This is a genomic window from Cryptocyanus atlanticus LEGE 06306 (assembly GCF_056633155.1).
In genome coordinates this window covers 35,696-53,731 of sequence record NZ_JBSJOZ010000015.1, presented here as the reverse complement: position 1 = coordinate 53,731, position 18,036 = coordinate 35,696, and the positions used below count along the sequence as shown (strand labels likewise).

The 18,036-nt window shown below is 66.0% G+C and carries 18 protein-coding genes and 2 pseudogenes; 10 read left to right on the top strand and 10 right to left on the bottom strand.

Features of this window, described 5'->3' with window-relative positions; all coding sequences use genetic code 11:
* Positions 1-778: 778 nt before the first annotated feature.
* Positions 779-1,966, bottom strand: coding sequence for an FAD/NAD(P)-binding protein (locus tag ACWJI7_RS12850; RefSeq protein ID WP_479938431.1), 1,188 nt, complete (start codon positions 1,964-1,966; stop codon positions 779-781).
* Positions 1,959-2,396: a Fur family transcriptional regulator gene (locus tag ACWJI7_RS12845; RefSeq protein ID WP_479938429.1), complete on the bottom strand. Its 438-nt coding sequence runs from the start codon at positions 2,394-2,396 to the stop codon at positions 1,959-1,961. Before ACWJI7_RS12845 ends, ACWJI7_RS12850 begins: the two co-directional genes overlap by 8 nt.
* A gap of 78 nt (positions 2,397-2,474) precedes the next feature.
* On the opposite strand from ACWJI7_RS12845, the gene ACWJI7_RS12840 reads away from it, so the two are divergent.
* The 5 genes from ACWJI7_RS12840 to ACWJI7_RS12820 all read left to right on the top strand — a co-directional run bounded on the left by ACWJI7_RS12840 (position 2,475) and on the right by ACWJI7_RS12820 (position 7,308).
* Entirely contained in the window at positions 2,475-3,458 is a 984-nt protein-coding gene (locus ACWJI7_RS12840; RefSeq protein WP_479938428.1) for a CobW family GTP-binding protein, read from the top strand.
* A gap of 7 nt (positions 3,459-3,465) precedes the next feature.
* Entirely contained in the window at positions 3,466-4,578 is a 1,113-nt protein-coding gene (locus tag ACWJI7_RS12835) for a WD40 repeat domain-containing protein (protein WP_479938427.1), read from the top strand.
* Positions 4,579-4,639: 61 nt separating this feature from the next.
* On the top strand, positions 4,640-5,614 hold the full coding sequence (locus ACWJI7_RS12830) for a metal ABC transporter solute-binding protein, Zn/Mn family (protein ID WP_479938425.1): 975 nt from the start codon (positions 4,640-4,642) through the stop codon (positions 5,612-5,614).
* Positions 5,615-5,620: 6 nt separating this feature from the next.
* On the top strand, positions 5,621-6,418 hold the full coding sequence (locus ACWJI7_RS12825) for a metal ABC transporter ATP-binding protein (protein WP_479938424.1): 798 nt from the start codon (positions 5,621-5,623) through the stop codon (positions 6,416-6,418).
* The gene (locus ACWJI7_RS12820) at positions 6,415-7,308 is read left to right on the top strand and encodes a metal ABC transporter permease (RefSeq protein WP_479938423.1); all 894 of its coding nucleotides are present in this window, start codon (positions 6,415-6,417) and stop codon (positions 7,306-7,308) included. The genes ACWJI7_RS12825 and ACWJI7_RS12820 overlap by 4 nt, the downstream gene beginning before the upstream one ends.
* Here the strand turns inward: ACWJI7_RS12820 and ACWJI7_RS12815 are convergent.
* The 8 genes and pseudogenes from ACWJI7_RS12815 to ACWJI7_RS12780 form a co-directional block, all read right to left on the bottom strand.
* Positions 7,217-8,119, bottom strand: a complete 903-nt coding sequence (locus ACWJI7_RS12815; protein WP_479938421.1) for an alpha/beta fold hydrolase — start codon at positions 8,117-8,119, stop codon at positions 7,217-7,219. The two genes, ACWJI7_RS12820 and ACWJI7_RS12815, sit on opposite strands and share 92 nt — an antisense overlap.
* Positions 8,116-8,826 (bottom strand): phosphoesterase, encoded by a 711-nt coding sequence (locus tag ACWJI7_RS12810; protein WP_479938419.1) that lies wholly within the window; start codon positions 8,824-8,826, stop codon positions 8,116-8,118. The genes ACWJI7_RS12815 and ACWJI7_RS12810 overlap by 4 nt, the downstream gene beginning before the upstream one ends.
* On the bottom strand, positions 8,826-9,644 hold the full coding sequence (locus ACWJI7_RS12805) for a metallophosphoesterase family protein (RefSeq protein WP_479938418.1): 819 nt from the start codon (positions 9,642-9,644) through the stop codon (positions 8,826-8,828). Before ACWJI7_RS12805 ends, ACWJI7_RS12810 begins: the two co-directional genes overlap by 1 nt.
* Positions 9,645-9,649: 5 nt before the next feature.
* A pseudogene (locus tag ACWJI7_RS12800) lies at positions 9,650-10,048 on the bottom strand (GTP-binding protein); the annotation flags it as partial.
* A 95-nt stretch (positions 10,049-10,143) separates the two neighbouring features.
* On the bottom strand, positions 10,144-10,692 hold the full coding sequence (locus ACWJI7_RS12795; protein ID WP_479938416.1) for a HupE/UreJ family protein: 549 nt from the start codon (positions 10,690-10,692) through the stop codon (positions 10,144-10,146).
* Positions 10,693-10,874: 182 nt separating this feature from the next.
* Positions 10,875-11,636, bottom strand: coding sequence for a histidine phosphatase family protein (locus tag ACWJI7_RS12790; RefSeq protein WP_479938414.1), 762 nt, complete (start codon positions 11,634-11,636; stop codon positions 10,875-10,877).
* 129 nt (positions 11,637-11,765) lie between these two features.
* Positions 11,766-12,821: pseudogene (locus ACWJI7_RS12785) on the bottom strand (fatty acid desaturase).
* Positions 12,818-13,351: a hypothetical protein gene (locus ACWJI7_RS12780; protein ID WP_479938413.1), complete on the bottom strand. Its 534-nt coding sequence runs from the start codon at positions 13,349-13,351 to the stop codon at positions 12,818-12,820. The pseudogene ACWJI7_RS12785 and the gene ACWJI7_RS12780 overlap by 4 nt, the downstream one beginning before the upstream one ends.
* A gap of 53 nt (positions 13,352-13,404) precedes the next feature.
* On the opposite strand from ACWJI7_RS12780, the gene ACWJI7_RS12775 reads away from it, so the two are divergent.
* From ACWJI7_RS12775 to ACWJI7_RS12755, 5 genes are all read left to right on the top strand, one after another.
* The gene (locus tag ACWJI7_RS12775; protein WP_479938411.1) at positions 13,405-13,722 is read left to right on the top strand and encodes a LysR family transcriptional regulator; all 318 of its coding nucleotides are present in this window, start codon (positions 13,405-13,407) and stop codon (positions 13,720-13,722) included.
* A 12-nt stretch (positions 13,723-13,734) separates the two neighbouring features.
* Entirely contained in the window at positions 13,735-14,034 is a 300-nt protein-coding gene (locus ACWJI7_RS12770; RefSeq protein WP_479938410.1) for a LysR substrate-binding domain-containing protein, read from the top strand.
* Between the two features lie 282 nt (positions 14,035-14,316).
* Positions 14,317-14,745: a DUF4145 domain-containing protein gene (locus ACWJI7_RS12765; RefSeq protein WP_479938409.1), complete on the top strand. Its 429-nt coding sequence runs from the start codon at positions 14,317-14,319 to the stop codon at positions 14,743-14,745.
* A gap of 361 nt (positions 14,746-15,106) precedes the next feature.
* Positions 15,107-15,769, top strand: coding sequence for a hypothetical protein (locus ACWJI7_RS12760; protein WP_479938408.1), 663 nt, complete (start codon positions 15,107-15,109; stop codon positions 15,767-15,769).
* Positions 15,766-17,952 (top strand): AAA family ATPase, encoded by a 2,187-nt coding sequence (locus ACWJI7_RS12755; RefSeq protein ID WP_479938407.1) that lies wholly within the window; start codon positions 15,766-15,768, stop codon positions 17,950-17,952. The genes ACWJI7_RS12760 and ACWJI7_RS12755 overlap by 4 nt, the downstream gene beginning before the upstream one ends.
* Positions 17,953-18,036: the final 84 nt, after the last annotated feature.

Below are 18,036 nucleotides of genomic sequence, written 5' to 3'. Positions count from 1 at the left end.
CCTGGTGGAAAAAGTGGTCGGGATGGAGAGGCGTCAACTTTCCTGGCAGAGGGGGGGGCGACGGGATCGAGGTTGTCGTCGCTGCCGCCCACGTCCTTGCCGCCGAGGTCATCCTCGTCGGTGTCGCTGGGCTCAGGGCCAGTGGCTGGGGCAGCGCTGGCGCCAGCAGGGCCTTGGTTGGGTTGCTGCTGAGGCTGGCTGTAGAGCTGCCACGGGGCAACAGGGGCCAGGGGGGCTGGAGAGGTGCCGCTGCTGGGGCGGCTGGAGTCAGAGAAGAAGGAGGAGAAGGGCATCTCCCATCACGGCTGTGGTGCTGCGAGCGCCCCGTCCGGGCTGCGCTCGCATCTCCTGTTGCCATGGCAGCTGCGATGACGGCAGCTATGCGGAAGGGGCCTGACTGGCACAGGAACGATCTGCCGGAGCCTGTCGCCACCACTGACCAAGAGAAGGTGTCGCTCAAGCAGACACACAGCTATGGCGAGGGCAATGCACCACAGCCCCAGCCAACTGGCCGCGACGCGCGCATGCGCCAGCTGTTGGTTTTTTACGGATCCAGATTAAAGCAAGATGCTGGAGGCCAAGTGCCTCCCGGTCTTCCATAGCCCCTGAGGCCGGCTATCAAGAAGTCCCGCTTCATTCATTCAGCCCGAACTGGCCAAGTAACCGGCCTGCAATCCTTAAGGCAGCCTGTTCGGCACCATGGTCGTGATCTGAGTGCCGAATCTTGCGATCGCTGGAACAGCACAGCCCTGCTGGTGCAGGGATCTGGTGGCGCTGATCACTGTTTGATCACAGCCCGGCAGATGCGCTGGGCTGCCTCCCGCCCGCCGAACAGATTCCGGGCAGCGGGGCCGATCTGCAGGGCACAGAGAGCACCCATCACGTGCACGGCGCTGCCTGGCCAGCGCAGGTCGGAGTCCAGCACGGGCCAGTCGTTGACCAAGTCGATCGGATGCTGCTCCTGTACCTGCCGCAACAGTGGGTGCTGGCTGACGCCCTGGCGGTGCCCTGTGGCGAGCCAGATCCGATCGACATCAAGTCCATGGCCATCCGTGCAGCGCACAGACCAGTGACTGGCGCACCATCGCGCTGAATGCACCTCGCAGTGTTCGTGGAGCTGCAGCGCCCCTGCGCGCTGGGCCAGCCTCAGCTGGGCGGCCGTCTCCGGCGTGATGGAGCCACCGTCGCGGGCCTCCAGCACCTGCCGATGACGCCGCCGCATGCAGGGTTCGGCATGAAAGGCCTTGAGGTATTTGGGCCCAAGCCAGCCCGGATCGGCATCGAAGGGCTTGTGCTTCAGGCTCCGCCGACAGAGCAGATGCACCAGCGCACCCCGCCGCAGCGCGCCCAGGGCCAGATGGGCGCTGGTGAGCCCGCCGCCCACGATCAGGATCCGTTGGCCCTGCAGTGAGTACAGCGACGGGAGATGGATCCTGTCGCTGTGCAGCAGCGCGTCTAGCGGAGGGTCGCCTGCGATCTCCCCGACCCAGGCGGGCATCTGAGGTGTGCCGCTCCCCGTGGCAATCACCAACCGGCAGGCGGCCACGGTGGTGGCATCGCTGAGTGCCAGCTCCATCGGGCCGCCTCCCACCTTGGGAAGCCGGATGCGCTCCACGCTCGCGGCCCGTACGCCCTCAGTCAGCTGGTATTCGCTGATGACCTGGCGGCAGAAGTCCCCGAACAGATCGGTGTGGGGGAGGCCATAGGGGCCCCCCAGCTGACGGCTGCGCTGCCGGGACTGCGCAAACTGCCGCAGGGCATGGGCGTTCGGATGGGGGTGATGGGGTGAGGGGGAGCGCAGCCAGGGAATCTCGTACTGGTCCATCTGCCGGTGCCAGCGGCTCAGCCAGCGGCCGCTGGGGTCAACGATCCGCAGGCGCCGCTGCAGCCGCGGTCGCTTCTGCAGCATGAGACAACTGAGGGTGAGAGCCTGGGGCCCGGCCCCGACAATCACGAGGTCAGCCATGGGCCAACGGCTCGCTCTGCTGGCAGGAACGGCAGAGGCCGTGGATCTCGAAGGTGTGAAACAGGGGCTTGAACCCCTGCAGCAGCACCATGTTCAGGCCGAGGCCACCGGTTCCCACCGGGCAGATCGGCAACGGTTCGCTGTGGCCGCAGCTCACGCAGGTCAGGTGATGGTCATCGCGCTCCAGGGGGGCATAGACGCTCTCCCCATTGGTCAACTTGCGGCAGCGCACCAGACCGGAGCGTTGGAGGAGTCGCAGGTTCCGGTACACGGTGGCCAGGCCATGCCGCTGGGAGCCCTGCCTCAGCCGTTCATGCAGCTCCTGGCCGCTGAGCTCGACATCCGCCTCGCACAGCAGGCTCAGCAAGGCCTGCTGCCGGGGCCCAAGGGTCTGCGGTGCCCGATCGGATGGATGGGCGTAGTGAGCCATGGGCATGGCGCCAGGAGATCAAGCTGCTAGAACGAGAACCATTATTACCCTAGGGGATGCTGTCTCCCTGTCGCTTCCATGGCCTTCTCCAGCCCTGTTCCCGCTGCCGAGCGGCTGCCCGTGACCGTGCTCACCGGTTACCTCGGCGCCGGCAAGACCACCCTGCTGAACCGGATCCTCACCCATGAGCACGGCCTCAAGGTGGCGGTGATCGTGAATGAATTCGGGGAGGTGGGCATCGACAACCAGTTGGTGGTGGATGCCGATGAAGAGATCTTCGAGATGAACAACGGCTGCATCTGCTGCACCGTGCGCGGTGATCTCATCCGGATCATTGGCAACCTGATGAAGCGGCGCGACCGCTTCGATCACCTGGTGATTGAAACCACCGGCCTGGCCGATCCGGCGCCGGTGATCCAGACGTTCTTTGTGGATGAAGACCTGCGCGATGAGCTGCGGCTGGACGCGGTGGTCACGTTGGTAGACCTCAAGCATGTGGAGCAGCACTGGGAGGCCGAGGAAGTGCAGGAGCAGCTGGCCTTTGCCGATGTGCTGGTGCTCAACAAGGCCGATCTGGTGAGCGATGCCGATCGGGCGGCGATCGAGCGGCGGGTGCGCGCCATCAACCCCGTGGCCCGCCTGATCACGAGCGAGAACGCCGATGTGCCGATGCAGGAGCTGCTGGGGGTGGAAGCCTTTGAGCTGGAGCGGGCCCTGAGCCTCGATCCGGGCTTTTTGGTGGACGAGCACGCCCATGAGCACGACGATGCCGTGGGCTCGGTGGCCCTGGTGGAGGAACGGCCGATGGACCTCGAGAAGCTGGGGCGCTGGCTGTCGGATCTGGTGGCCGAGCGCGGCCCTGATCTGTTCCGGATGAAGGGCATCATCCAGCTGCAGGGAGAGGCCCGTCGCTACGTGTTCCAGTCAGTGCACATGCTGCTCGATGGCGATTTCGATCGCCCCTGGAAGCCCGCGGAGCCGCGCCGCACCGAGTTGGTGATCATCGGCCGTGATCTCGATGCCGAGGCCCTGCGAGCCGGCTTCCTGGCCTGTGTCGCCTGAGCTGTCGGTGGCACCCCCGGCCCCGCTGGTGAGCGAACGGCTCTGCGGCGATCTGCAGCAGCCGATCTCGGCGATGGCCTGGTCGGTTGATGGTGAGTTTCTAGCCATCACCAGCACCGGTGGTGAATTGCTGCTGCTCGATTTCCGCGCCGGCTGTGAGGAGCTGCTGCGGGGCGACCATGACAGCAGCCTTGACGTGGTGGGTTTCAGCGAGGACGGCCAGTTCCTGATGGCCGCCGGCCAGGACGGCGAGCTGCTGCTCTGGGAGCTGGGCGGCACAGGCGTGCGGCCGCTGGCCATGGATCCGATCCCGTTGGGCGGCGGCTGGATTGATGCGGCGGCCTGGCAGCCCGGTGGCCTGCTGCTGGCGGTGGCGGCCGGGCGAGAGTTGCGGCTCTGGGATGGGGCCACTCGTCGGTGGCGTGAGCCACCGCTGGAATTGCCTGGCACCATTCAGGCCCTGGCCTGGAGCGCCGATGGGGTGCAGCTGGCTGCCAGCTGCCACGGTGAGCTGGTGCTGTGGCAGCCATGCCTGAGCACGCCGGCCGATCCGCCGCTGCGCAACCCGATCGCCTCGGCCGGCCTGACCCTGGCCTTCTCCGGACCGGGTCATCATCTGGCCTGCGGGATGCTGGATCGCTCCCTGCTGGTGTGGCCGCAGGGCTGCCATGGCCAGCCCTGGCAGTTCAGCGGTTTTCCCGCGAAGGTGCGCCAGCTGGCCTGGAGCGAGCAGTCCGGCCGCCTGGCCCCGCTGCTGGCCAGTGCCGCCGCAGAGGCCGTGATCCTGTGGACACAGGTGAAGCAGGGTGAAAAGGCCTGGCAGCCCGAACCGTCGCTGTGGCACGAAAAACGCGTCAATGCCCTGGCCTTTGCGCCCGGGAGCACCCTGCTGGCCAGTGCCTCCAGCGACGGCACTGTGGCGCTCTGGGATAGTCGCGGGCGCATGTTGCAGCCGCTCGAGGGCCAGGGAAGCGGCTTCAACGCTCTGGCTTGGCGACCGGATGGCCGCCACCTGGCCGCCGGTGATGCCAACGGGCGCTGGTGGCTGTGGCCGGTGGCGGTGCCGCCGCGCGAACGGCAGCACCAGCGCGCAGGGTCCGGCTTCAAGGCTCAGCTATAGAATGAGAACCATTCTTGCCAGGAAGCTTCGGATGCGATTGCCTGCCGGGCTCCAAGCCCTGTTGAAACGGACCGGGGGGCTGATCGGGGTCCTGCTTTTGGCCGCCTGCGGTGCACCCCGCCCGGAGCCCCCTGATGCCACGGCGGGCAAGGCCTTCAAGGTGGTCACCACCTTCCTGCCGATCACCCTGTTCACCCGCGCCGTGGCGGGCGACTGCGCCACGGTCACCGCCCTGATTCCACCGAGCACAGGTCCCCACGACTTCCAGGCCAAGCCAGGAGATCTGGCGGCGCTGCGCCAGGCCCGCGTGCTCGTCAAAAACGGGCTGGAGATGGAGGGCTTTCTGGACAAGCTGGTGGCCTCGGCTGGCAACAGCAAGCTGGCTGTGATTGATTCCAGCCGTGGCATCACCACCATCGACTCGCCAGAAGAAGAAGCGGAACACGGCCATGAGCATGGCTCTGACCATGGCCATGAGCATGGAGAGGACGAGGGCCATGGACATGCCCATGGGGCGGTGAACCCCCACATCTGGCTGGATCCACTGCGGGCCGTGCAGCAGGTGGAAACCATCCGCGACGGGCTGATCAAGGCTGACCCCAGCTGCGCTGAGGGTTACAAGCGCAATGCAGCTGCGTACATCACCCAGCTGCGGCAACTGAACAGCGAGATCGCAGGCAAGCTCAAGCCCTACAGCGGCAAAACCTTCATCGCCTTCCACGATTTCGCCCCATACTTCGCTGATCGCTATGGCCTCAAGGCCGAGTTCCTGGTGGATGTGCCGGAACTGAACCCCAACCCGGCCGATCTGCAGCGGGTGGCGGCTGAGGTGAGGACAACCCAGCTCAAGGCGCTGCTGAGCGAACCGCAGGAAGGCCAGCGCTCGTTCAACACCCTGGCGAAGGATCTTGGGGTCAAGGTCAGTGTGTTTGACCCACTAGAGACCGGCAGTTTGGAATCCTCCAAGGACCCTGGAACCTATCTCCAAGTCATGCGGCGCAACACAGCCGATCTGATCCAGGCCTTTGGAGGTTGAGAGCTGATGGGATCGCCTCCGGTGGCGCAGGTGCAGAACCTGAGCGTTCTGCGCGACGGCCTGCTGGCGGTTGATGGGGTCAGCTTCTCCCTGGCCCCAGAGACCGACACCGCCCTGGTGGGGCCCAACGGCGCAGGCAAGAGCACCCTGGTGGCGGCTTTGCTGGGGCTGTTGCCCAGGTCGGGCGGTTCGGTGCGGATCCTGGGCCAGGAACTCGGTCCTGCCGGAGAGCTTCCACGCTCGGTTCGTTCCCAGATCGCCTACCTGCCCCAGACCCTGGCCTTGCAGGGCCGTTTCCCCCTGACAGTGAGCGAGTTTGTTGGGTTTGGCTTTGATCTGCCGGGCCTGAACCTGGCCTGGCTGGCTGGTGGCAGCCGCGGCCGCCGTCAGGCGATCCAGCAGGCCCTGCAGCGCACGGGCTGCGCCGATCTTGGCGATCGCCTCCTGAGTGAACTCTCCGGTGGCCAGCTCAAGCGGGTGCTGCTGGCGTTCTGTGTGGTGCGTCCCAGGCGTTTGCTGGTGCTGGATGAGGCCCAGGCAGGCCTGGATGTGCCGTCGACCGAGCAGTTCCATCAGCTGCTGCTGGAGCTGCGCCGCCAGGAGGGCTGGACCGTGCTGCAGGTGTCCCACGATCTGGAGATGGTGCGGCGCAGCTGCGATCAGGTGCTCTGCCTCAACCGCCGTCTGCGCTGCAGCGGCAGCCCTGATCACGCCCTCAGCCCCGACCGCTTGCTGGAGCTCTACGGGCCCAACGTGGTGCCCTACCGGCATCAGCACAACCACGCCGGTGCTCAGCGCCCATGACGGACCTGACAGCCATCCGGTCCGTTCTGGCCGAGCCGTTCATGCAGCGGGCCCTGCTCGGTGGCCTGCTCACCGGTGCCCTGGGCGGGCTGCTTGGCAGTTTCGCGGTGTTGCGCCAGCTCTCGTTCTTCAGTGATGCCCTGGGCCATTCCGCCCTGCTGGGCATCAGCCTGGGAATCCTGCTGGGGGTGAATCCCACCCTGGTGCTGATCCCGTTCGCGGTGCTGTTCGCCTTGCTGGTGAACCAGCTGGTGGCCCGCAGCGGTCTGCCGGCAGACGCCCTGCTCAACATCGTGTACTCCACCTCTCTGGCCTTCGCGGTGGTGGCGCTGAGCCTGGTGGAGACCTATCGCGGCGGCATCCAGCAGCTGCTGTTCGGCGACATCCTCGGCATCAGCTGGCACGACCTGGCCGTGATTGCACTGCTGTTGGTGATTGCCACAACCTATCTCGCCTTGAGCCTGCGCGCCCAGGTGCTGCTCACCCTCAACAGCGATCTGGCCGGAGCCTTCGGGGTGGGCGCCAGCCGTCACCGCCTGGCCTTCATCGTGCTGCTGGCGGTGGTGGTCGCGGTGTCGATCAAGGCGGTGGGGGTGCTGCTGATCAGTGCCTTTGTGGTGATTCCGGCCTGCGCCGGGCGGCTGGTCAGCCGCCACTTTCCGGTCTATGCCCTTGTCTCGGCGGGCCTCGGCGGTGGCTGTGCCCTGCTGGGCCTGCTGGGTTCAGGCCTCACCAACCTGCCCTCCGGACCCTGTGTGGTGATCGTGCAATTTGCGGGCTTTCTGCTGGCGCTGGTGGTCAGCCAAACGACCCGTCGCTCTCCAGCAACTGCCGGGCCAGCAGTGCGCCAAATTCCTGGTGGAGACCGAGACGCCCTGGAATCACGCTGAGCTGATCGGCCGCCTCCCAGCCCAGAGCCTCCATCTCTGTCTTGGAGCGTGGTGGGGCCTCGGCAGCCAGCACCACCTGCAGCGGGCATTGCAGCAGGCGCGCCTGCTGCAACCACCAGGCGCGATCGTCTGCTGGATCAAGGCCGCCACTCACGAACGCCACACTGGCGAAGCGTGCCCCGGAGCGCCTGGCCAGCAGCTGCTGTTCGCGGATCCGCGCCGGCGTGAGCAGGGCGGGGGCGACCCACACATGACGCCGCAGCATCAGGCGCAGCACCGGCCGGCTGGTGTTGAGCCGGTAGAGAACCGGTCCGATGAAGGGTGACGCGACAAGCTGCCGCAACCAGCCGAACCGCCGGGAGGGCCAGCCGGTCATCGTCGGCAGAGGGCCGCGCCAGGTGGGGGCCACCAGCACCACCTCCTGCCACAGGCCAGACCATTCCGCCGCCAGCCCCAGGGCCACCGAGGCGCTGTGGCCGACGGCGATCACGGTGGGGCGCTGGCGGGTTGTGGTGCGCAGATAGGAGAGGACGGCCCGCAGTGCCGAGCGCAGCAGGGCGGCGTCATACGTGATCGCGGGGCGTTCGCTGTCGCCGAAACCGGGCCAGTCGAAGCTCACCAGCTGGCGTTGATCACCAACCGCCTCGGCCAATGCTGTCCATTCGCCCCGGCTCGACACCGTGCTCAGTGCGGGCAGCAGCAGCCACAGGGGCGCCCCCTGCGGCCCCCGGCGCTCCAGCACCAAGCGCAGCTGCCGCCCGGCCAGGTCCATCTGCAGGGTCTCCAGCGTTCCCTCCAGCCGCGGTGTCATGCAAACCCCCGTGCCCGCTGCTTGGGTTTGGTGCCAGCAATGAAGAAGTCGAGGCGATCGCTGCCTGGGTCGTAGAGGGTGTAGTGGACGCCAGCGCCGATGCCGATCACCTGACGCTGCGGAACGCTCTGCTGCTGCTGCCGTTGGCCCTCCAGATCCTGCACCTGAGAAGCGATGCCACCGCCGGTGAGCTCAAGCCGGAACTGCTGGCCGCTGCGGGCGGTGAACAGGCGGTTCACATCCATCCGGGTGAGCCGGTCCAGCAGCAACAGCGGCGAGCTGTCTGGACCCAGGTTGTCGCCCACATCGGCAGAGCTGCCATGCAGCAGGGCGCAATCCAGTTCGATGAAGCCGAACTGCAGGGCTGCTAGCCAGGCCAGATGTCCTGGATCAACGGCCTGCTCCAGCGCCTCCACGGCGGCCTGGCCGAACTGCTGACGCAGAGGGTCAGCCTGCCGCTCACCGCGATAGCCGCGTTCGGCGAGCAACTGCTCTTCCCACCAGCCGTAGATGCACTGAGGCGCCAGCTCTCCGCGGCGGGGATCCTGTAGCCGAGCCAGCAGAGCATTGGCATCCCGATCGGGACCAATCAGATCACCCAACACAAACAGGGTGTCGACTCGGCCCAGCTGGCGCAGATCCCGTTGAATCGCCTCGTAGAGCGCAAGGTCGCCCTGCAACCCACTCACCAGTGCCCAGCGTGCCATCAGCGCTCACACACGTGGCTGGCGTCATCGGCCCGCTCGGCGTACTCAAAGCCATGGCGCAGACGCCAGGCGAACACCGGCGGCAGTCCAACCTCAACAATCGCCCTGCAGGTGCGCTCCACGTCGTAAGGCACTTCGCGGATCTCGACGTTGCCGGTGGCCTCGTCGTGAATCACATAGGTGGCGTGGGTGTTGCCATGGCGCGGCTCACCCACAGAGCCGGCGTTGACGATGCGGCGCACGGGCAAGGCCATCTCCCGCTCGGCTGGTGACTGCGGATCCGTCGGCGCCTGCACGCGCACACGGATGACGCCATCCCGCAGCTCACGAACGTAGGGGCGGTGGGTATGGCCGCAGAACAGGGTGTCGGCATCGGCCGTCTGCACCCGCTCCAGAGCGGCAAAGGCATCCATGTCGGGCAGCAGGTATTCGTGCTGACTGTTGGGACTGCCATGCACAAACAGCAGCCGATCGCGTCGCAAGGACATCGGCAGGCTGGCGAGGAAGGCCTTGTTCTCCTCGCTCAGCTGCTCGGCAGTCCATTGATGGGCCTGATGACCGCGCCGTTCCGCCAGCTGAGAGGGGTAGCTGCACTCACAGGAGTTGAGCCCCTCGATGATGTCCTCATCCCAGCAGCCCTGGCAGCTGGGGATGGCACGCTCGCGAACCAGATTCACCACCTCATTGGGCTGGGGGCCATAACCCACCTGATCCCCCAGGCAGGTGATGGTGGTGATGCTCCGCTGGTCGATGTCGGCGAGCACGGCCTCCAGGGCAGCGAGGTTGGCGTGCAGGCAGGAGATCACGGCATGGGTCATGTCGATCAGGCGGCAGGGGATGGATGGGGCGGGGCCTTCCGTTGGCGCAGGGGTGCCTGCTGCAGCTCCAGCACCGCATCGCTGAGCAGGCAGTCGGCGAGGGTGGCCTCGATGGCGGCGGGATCGAGATCCTTGCCCTGCACGACCAGGCGCGACAGGCGCTCCGGGCGACCGTCGGGCTGTGCGATCGTCTGCAAGGGGAGGAACTGCGAGCCCTCGCGGCTCACCATCCAGTTGCAAAAGAAGGCCCGGCCATCGGGCAGGTTCATCAGGGCCTTGGCGCGGTAGACATTGCCGTAAGCACCGTTCACCAGTTCGAACCAAAAGCTGCTCAGGCTGGCGGGATCCCAGACGGAGCCGTTGAGGTTCAGGCTCCAGGCCTGCAGATGGCTGAAGTCCAGCGTGTGGGGCCGCCATCAGGAACACGGCCGCCCCAACGTTGAGGCATCGGCGCCAAACCGGCCTCATGCCAGGGCCCGCTCCAGGAAGAACAGCCCCATCAGGGCACCGGCCGCCTGTACGAAGCAGCGTCACCGGGCCAGCGGCTGGTCTCCCCCAGCAGAATCCCCACCAGGTGCAGCAGCCCGGTGGCGATCACGAAGGCCAGGCTGTAGGCGAGGGCATCGACGCCGGCGGGGAGTTCACTGCCGTGGGCATGGCCGCGGAACACCGCGAAGGCCGCCACGATCAGCGCCGCCAACCAGAGCGGAGCCTTCACCTCGAACAGCACCATCAGACCCAGCACCAACCCCGACACGGCGATGGCGATCTCGACCCCGGGGATTGGGATCCGCAGCAGGCCCAGCAGCCCGCCGAACGCCATCACCAGCGGAAAGGCCACCGGCAGCTCCCAGAGGGCCGGCGCCCCCAGCAACGCGCCCCAGAGGCCGACGGCTACCATCGCCACCACATGGTCGGGGCCGCTGATCGGATGGACAAACCCGGCCACGAACCCACCGCCAGGGCCGTGCTCGGCATGGGCGTGCGCCGCCGCTGGAACGAGAGCCAGCAGCAGGCCCAGGGGCCGGGGGCCGAGGAACCGTTTCATGGGAGCCGGAGATGGGGTGCTGATCTCCGATGGTCGGCTATGAACCCCAGGCAACAGACTCCTTACACCGGTGTGGGCTGAGCTGGACTGGGCTGGGCTTGTCTGGTCCGGTGTGTTGCGATCAGGAGCCAGGTGCTTCGGCTACCAGCAACCCTGCATGACTAGCAGACTTCGGGCGCCGCTCACAGCCCAGCCCACTCATCGGGGAGAACATTGGCGATCAGTACAAATCCACCTCGGCCATCAGGTTTCAGCACATAGGCCATGCCTTGCGGCTCCGGGTAAATCCCTGTGGCGGCCTCGAAAAGGTCGTCATGGCCAACAATGATGCTGTTGGTTCCCTGTCTGGGAACCGCCGTAAGCAGCGGCATCAGATTCTGCTTCATCTGCTGAACCTGCTGCTCCGTGTAATCCTCAAAGGGCAGAAAGTTCAGAAGCGGTTCCTGCTGGTGACGGCCGAATGCCAGATCTGCTGTCTTCCAGGCCCGGCAGTACTGGCTGGCTAACACCAGACCAACGGGAATGTCTTTGGCACGGAAGGCCGCACCGATATCGGTCGCCTGCTGGATACCCACAATACTGAGCTTGCGCTGGGTGTTGCAGTCAGTCAACTTCATGGCCTTGTCAGCCTGATCGGCATAGTCGCGGTCAGTCTGGGCGTGACGGAAATAGATCACATAGCCTCCCATCCGCAGCTCCTTCAACAATTCGGGGGGAGTGAGTTTGTCCTGAAAGGAGGCATTGGCCTTTTCTCCTTCACTCATGGCTCCCCCTCCCCCTCCCTCTCCCCCTTGAGCGACGTGCCAGGCCCTGACAGCCGAAGGGGCCTGGCTCTCGCCATCGGACGACGACGACGAGGCCGCCCGCAATTCCAGGTCAGTCACCGTGATGGTCGATAACCCCAATCCCAGAAACATGGCAAGGGATGATCTGGCGCGATGCATGGAGAAAGGATCATTGTTTTGGTGAATCTAAGGGAGCTGCCCCCGCCAATGCCATGGATACGCAGCGGTTCAGTGTCTCATTTATGACACTCGGTGGTGCTTTTATGCTGGGTCGGCGAGGCTTTGGCGTCACGATTTTACGGCTTGAGCCTCACTCAAGCTCGCGATCGTCACCAGTCGGTCCTGGTGGGAATTCCAGAGCAGGTAGCTGGCGCAGGCCAGCATCGTCCCCAGGGTCAGCGTCGGCACGTCGGCCAGCAGGTGCTGGTTGTGTTCGTGGCAGGCCCGCAGCTGGTAGTTGGGGATGCGTTCACAGAGGTGATGAATGTTGTGGAAGCCGATGTCGGCGGTGAACCAGGCCAGAACCGGTGGCAGATGCAGCAGGCTCGTGCCCCGGAGGGCTCCCTCAAGGTGGCTCCATCCCTCGCTGCGATGGGCATAGCTGTCTTCGAAGATGTGCTGGACGAAGAACACATCGATGAAGATCGCTGCCGAAAGCGTGAGTACGGCGGCATAGATCCCCAGAAACAGCCCGAACCCCTGCCACTAGCCCAGCAGCACCACGCCCCCCACCCACACCAGATTGCACAGCAGCAGGTCGACGAACTCCTCCCGGGAGGCCCATGCGCCCGCGGCTGAGCCGCCGCCGATGCGGGCGACCAGCCCGGACAACAGATCGAGTCGGGGCTTGATGGCCAGGTAGAAGAACCCTCCTGGGAAGGCCATCAGCGGATGGCGCAGCGTGGCGTAGAGGGGGCGCTGAAGCGGGTCCAGTCGCAGGAACTCATCGACGCTCAGCATGTCGATGACGCTGCGGTAGCGGTCCCAGTCGCCATTGGTGCGGTGGTGATCGGCATGGTCCAGTGACCAGGCCAGCTGCGGCACCCCGTTGACGAGTCCGAGCACAAACCCGAAGCCGCGGTTCAGCCAGCGTTGACGGAACAGGGAACGGTGGCCGCAGTCGTGCATCAGGGAGAAGCAGCGCACCGAGAACAGGCTCAGCAGCAGGATCAACGGCGGCGGCAGCCACAGCAACACCGCCGCCGCCCGCAGGGTCAGCCACCAGAGCAGCAGATAGGGCACCAGGGTGTTGAGCACCTGCCAGGCCGCCCGGTCGTTGCGGCTGGCCCTGTAGGGGCCGAGCACGAAGTCGACCCTCGTGATGGAGTGTGGCGGCGCGCTCATCGGCCCACACCGCAGAACTCGCTGCGGCGCCGCTGCACCTGCCGGTGACACTCCGCCGGGGTGATCCGCATGCGCCGCAACTGCACGATGGTGGGCTCCGCTGACGCCAGCATCAGCGCCACCAGCTCGGTGCCCGCTTCGTAGGTGACAAGGGCGTTTTGCAGCAGGCCGCGGTCGACGGTGTCCAGTCCCAGGGCCCGCAGCTGGGCGGTCACCTCGCCCCTGGGCCAGTACCCCAGGCGATGGGGAACGGGCTCGGTCGCCCAGTGGATGGGGCGCCCCTGGGGCAGCTCCACCTCACAGACGACCAGGCCGCGTCCCGAGAGCTGCAGACCCTGCCAGGCCATGGCCCCCACCTGGACAAAATGCTGGTGCAGGAAGGGCTGCACCCAGGCGGTGCCGTCGCCGCCGGTGATCCGGGGCGGCAGGGGGGTCGTGGGCTGGCTGGGCATGGCCGTGCGGGCGCTGACGATGGTGGCCAGCCTCCCCCTGCCGCCTGTGGGGAGGCCAGCACCATGCCGGAGGGCCATGCCATCCGCGATGATGAGTGCGGCTCATGGTTCATGCCTCCGCGGGCCCGCCCATGTTCGAACTCCATCACCTGCGCGCTCTGGAGGCCATTTCCCGCCATTCCTCCCTCACCGCGGCGGCCCGCAGCCTGCACTGCACCCAGTCGGGCCTCTCCCATCTGCTGCGGGATCTGGAGCGACAGCTGAAGCTCCGGCTGGTGGAAAGGGATCGCCGGCCCGCGGTGCTCACGGCGGCGGGTCGTCGCCTGCTGCGCTGCGCACAGGTGGTGCTGCCGGAAATCGAGGCCGCCGAGGACGATCTGCAGCGCATGGTGATCGGCGCCGCCGGGCGCCTGTTCATCACGCTGGAGTGCCACTCCTGCATCGACTAGCTGCTGCCGGCGATGCTCACCTTCCGCGACGGCCATGGCGATGTAGAGCTGGATGGGCGCCTCGGCGCCCAGTTCGATCCCCTGCCGGGCCTGCTGGATGGCTCTGTGGATCTGGTGATCACCGGAGAGCGCAGCAGCGGCCGGGGTGTGCTGGCCGATCCCCTGTTCCGCTACCAGATCGTGGCGCTTCTGCCCCGACACCATCTCCTTACTGGTAAGGCGTTCCTTAGGTGTGCCCAGACGGCAGTGATCAGAGAGCCCCAAAGGGGCAAAACACACCAAAAGGGGAGCTCTGAGCCGCTGAAACCCTGAAAACCAGCCCGATAGGAGCTCCGGCCCAGGTCTCAGGAGGGAAAAACGCTGCTTCTCAGGCGGTTTTTCCACAAACTCTTAGTTGGGGATTCCTGAAAAACCAATCGCTCCCTGGCTTCGATTGCAGCCAGGGAGCTCAGAGAACCGCCAGTGGAATCGCCACCGCCCGCGTGACCATGCCGGCGCCGCAGAAGCGCACCGGCCCGCGGCGCTGGGCACCTCAGCCCCCTCGGAGATGCGATCGACTCGGCCCTGGGGCGCACCACGGTTCAGCAGTTCCGCATGGCCCTGCCCGCCAACCTGCCGGGCATCTCGGAGATGGGGGGCTTGCTGCGCCGGTGGAGCAGCGGCCAAGCCAGCGCCAGCGACGCTCTGGCACATGACATCAACGAGTTGCTGAATCTCCTGCGCGGGCAGGAGCTGTCACCGATCGCCCTCGGCATCCACGCCAGGCGCGTGGTGGAGGGGCTGGTTCTGCAGCGGCTGGCGGGGGAGCGCGACGCCGATCGCCTCAACCTCAACGGCGGTATCCGCCGGCTGGCTGAACAGGGTGCCGACCGCTGGCTGATCAGCTGCCTGCATCAGGTGCGCTGCTTCGGCAACTGGATGGGTCATCCGGCCACAGATGGCAGCTCGCGACCAGTGCAGCTGCACGACGTGCTCGCCATGGTCAGCGCTTTGCAGCGTGTCTTGGAAGACTACCCATGGTGAGGTGTGATCCGGTCGATCATGCGCACCAGACCGGCAACCATCGGATCCGGCCGGCAGGGCAGCGAACTAGCAGACCGGCCGTCTGGACTGAGCCTGAATGACATGTCCCTCTTAACTTGTCGAGGCACAGTGAGAGTGGCTGGCAGGCAAACGGCTGGCGCCTTCCCTGGGCAGGGCTAGCAGGCCGTCGAGGAGGCCAGTGCGGGTGGACATTGTGAGGCGATGGGACAGGGGAGAACACCTGCGAAGAACGAGCACCGGCAGGCAGTTGGGCTGTCCTGCAGAGGCCGTTGTTCGCAGGTAGCTCCGTTACAACTCAAGGGGCTCGCCGAAGCATGGGTGCATCGCTCAAGGCCCCCCCATGAACCCCCTCGCCCTCCAATCACTTCATGGCCAGATCCACCGCTTCACCGGCGTGATCGACCGTTTCGGCAGCTTCCATCAGTCGGGACGAATCATCCAGACCCTCTGCTTGCGCGAACTGCACCTCGCCAGCACGGACCAGCCGGTGCACCCCGACCACTGGTGGTTTCGCCTCCGGGAAGACTGGGCCCAGGCCGGCATCGAGCCCGGCGACACCGTGCTGTTCACGGCCAAGGTGCAGCGCTGCACCAAGGGTTGGGATCAGCCCATCGCGCCGGACGGCGGGACAAGCCGCCGGCGTCAGCAGGTGATCGGCCTGGGTGGCCGCATCCGGGATGTGGTGGTCACCCATCGCGCCCAGCGCCACAGCGTGCTGGTCAGCACCCTGCAGGAGCAGATGCGCTTGCAGGCCCTGCTGCTCGCTGAGGCGGAAGCCCAGGCCAGGCAACTGGAAAGCCACCGGGATGCCCTGCTCCTTGACGTGCAGGAGTTGCAGGAGCGGTTACGCCTGAACACGACCCACTGCAGGATCCTGGACCCCACGGCCACCCGTTCGCTTCCGGCAAGGACAAGGCGAGCCGCAGAAGGGCACCTGCATCGTTCGTCCTTCGCACGTGAGCCTGTACACAATGGAGCCGGGTTTGCAAGCCTCTGCCGATGAAGCCACCCGTTCGCTGCCACCTGCTGATCGGCCCTCCCGCCAGCGGCAAAACCACCCTTGCCCATCAGCTAGCACCCCTGCTTAGCGAGCCGGGTGCCCCGCCCGCCCTCGTGCTCTCCACGGATCGCCTCCGCGCCGAGGTGTTCGGCGATGCGGCAGTCCAAGGCCCCTGGCCCGACATCCGCGAGCGGTTGCTGGAGGAGTTGCGGCAGGAGGTGCGCGCCGGCCGACCGGTGATCCTCGATGCCACCCATGCCCGCCGTCCCTGGCGGCTCGCTTTCACCCAGGCCCTGGAGCTGCCGGCTCCGGTGGAGTGGATCGGCTGGTGGTTGCATACCCCGCCGGCGCAATGCCTCACCTGGAACAAAACCCGTGAGCGGACGGTGCCGGAGCCGGTGATCCGTGAGATGGCGGCGGCGCTCAGCCACAAGACCTTTAGCCCCTCCCGGGCCGAAGGCTTTGCAGTGCTGGTGGACATTGATCCAAGCAGGGATGACATGAATGAGGCTTTTCTTCGGGCCCACCTGGATGGGCTCGACAAGCGCATCCACAAAGCCCTTAACAAGGAGCTGGGGAAGAAGAACGGCAAAGAGCTGCACGCCTACTCACGCCTGCTGGATCTTGAGCGGCTGCTGTATCTGATTCGCCTGTTGAGCTGCTTCCCGGAGTTGGAGGCCCCCGATGAAGCCACACGGGAACAGCTGGAGGGGATCGTCAGCCCCCTGCCGGAAGGGAGCCTGGCCGAGAGGGCTGCGGTCTATTTGCGCAGCTGGAACGAGATCCAGGCTGGCTTCGGGGAATGCTACGCGAACCCTGCCGCCATCGAGCGGGATCTCGATTGGCTTGAGGCCAATGGCTTTCTGCGGGCGAAACAATCCAGCTGCTCTGCAATCGAGCCGGGGCCTTTCCAGGCCAGGCCATTCGACCCCGTGCATGGCGGCTACCCCGCCCACGGTGATCTGCGCATCTTCCAGCGCATTTTCACCCTGCTGCGCCACATCCTCTTGGAGCCCTTCGATGCCCCCACCCAGGGGGAGAGTCCAGCGCCGAGTGCTACCGGGCCCAGTTCACAGAAGCTCCCCACCCATCTGATCCAGCAACTGGTGGCGATCCCCGGCAGCTATGTGCCCGGAGAGCAAGACACCTTGCAGCAGGACGTGCGCCATCTGCTCACGCCCTACGGCTTCCGCAAAAGGAACGACAATGCTCGGCATGGCTATGCCCTCGGCACTGCCATGCTCTCCGGCCCCCAGCTGCTGGAGGTGTACGGCTGGTTGCGGGAGACCGGTGAGCGCCTGGCCGATCCTTCCCATCAGCAGTTGTTGGAGGATCTGCGCCGACGGCTGAGCTGGGGCGGGCTTCTGGCGGAAGCCGACCAGCGGCTGCCCCTGCGCGCTGTGGTGAACCGCTCGATCGTTCATCCCCGCGCCAGCAGCCTGGCTGCCGATACCACCGGCAGCCGAATCGACACAGCGATCGTGGGACACCGACGCGTTCAACTCGAGCGCATCCAGCGGGCGTCGTCGCATCCCAACAGCCCGGAAGGAACGATCACCCTCTGGCCGCTGCAGGTGCTGTTTCACAACATCGCCTGGTACCTGGCTTATGAAGAGTGTCGTGCCGGGCAGGAGCAGGGCCTGATCCGCACCGAGCGGCTCGATCGCCTCCACTGGATCCGGGAGGACGGTATTGGCCGGCGCGACGAGGAAGTCCATCACCAGGCCCTGCAGCGCCTGGAGCTGCTGCTGCAGGTGTGCGGCGGCATCTATTTCGGCGAAGACCTTGACGCTCAGCTCGATCTGGCCAGCGGCACCCCAGCGCGCCAGAAACGGCAGCTGAACCACACCTTGCGGTTTTCGTGCCAGGAATGGAGCTTCGCCTTCATCCGCGAAGCCTCGCAGAAGTTCCCGGCCAAACAGATCCGCTACTCCAAACCCGTCTCTGTGAATGCCGGCTGGAAAGCCGACAAGCTGCACTGCCTTCAGCCCAATCCCCCAGGCGACAGCCATCCCTTTCCCGTGGAGATCGACCTTCCGATCTGGACCCTGGAGCAGGACCGGGATCTCCATGCCTGGCTGTTCCGCTTCGGGGCCGGCATCCGCATCGAGAAACCGGAAAGCCTGCGTGACCTGCACCGTGGGATCGCCCAGGACGTGGTGACCATGTACGCAGGCAAGGCATGACCCCTACCCCAGCACCCATGGGAGGAGCAACGACCGGAGGCTGGTCTTTCGCACGTAGCTAGGCGCTCTGAGGTCGCCCCTGCA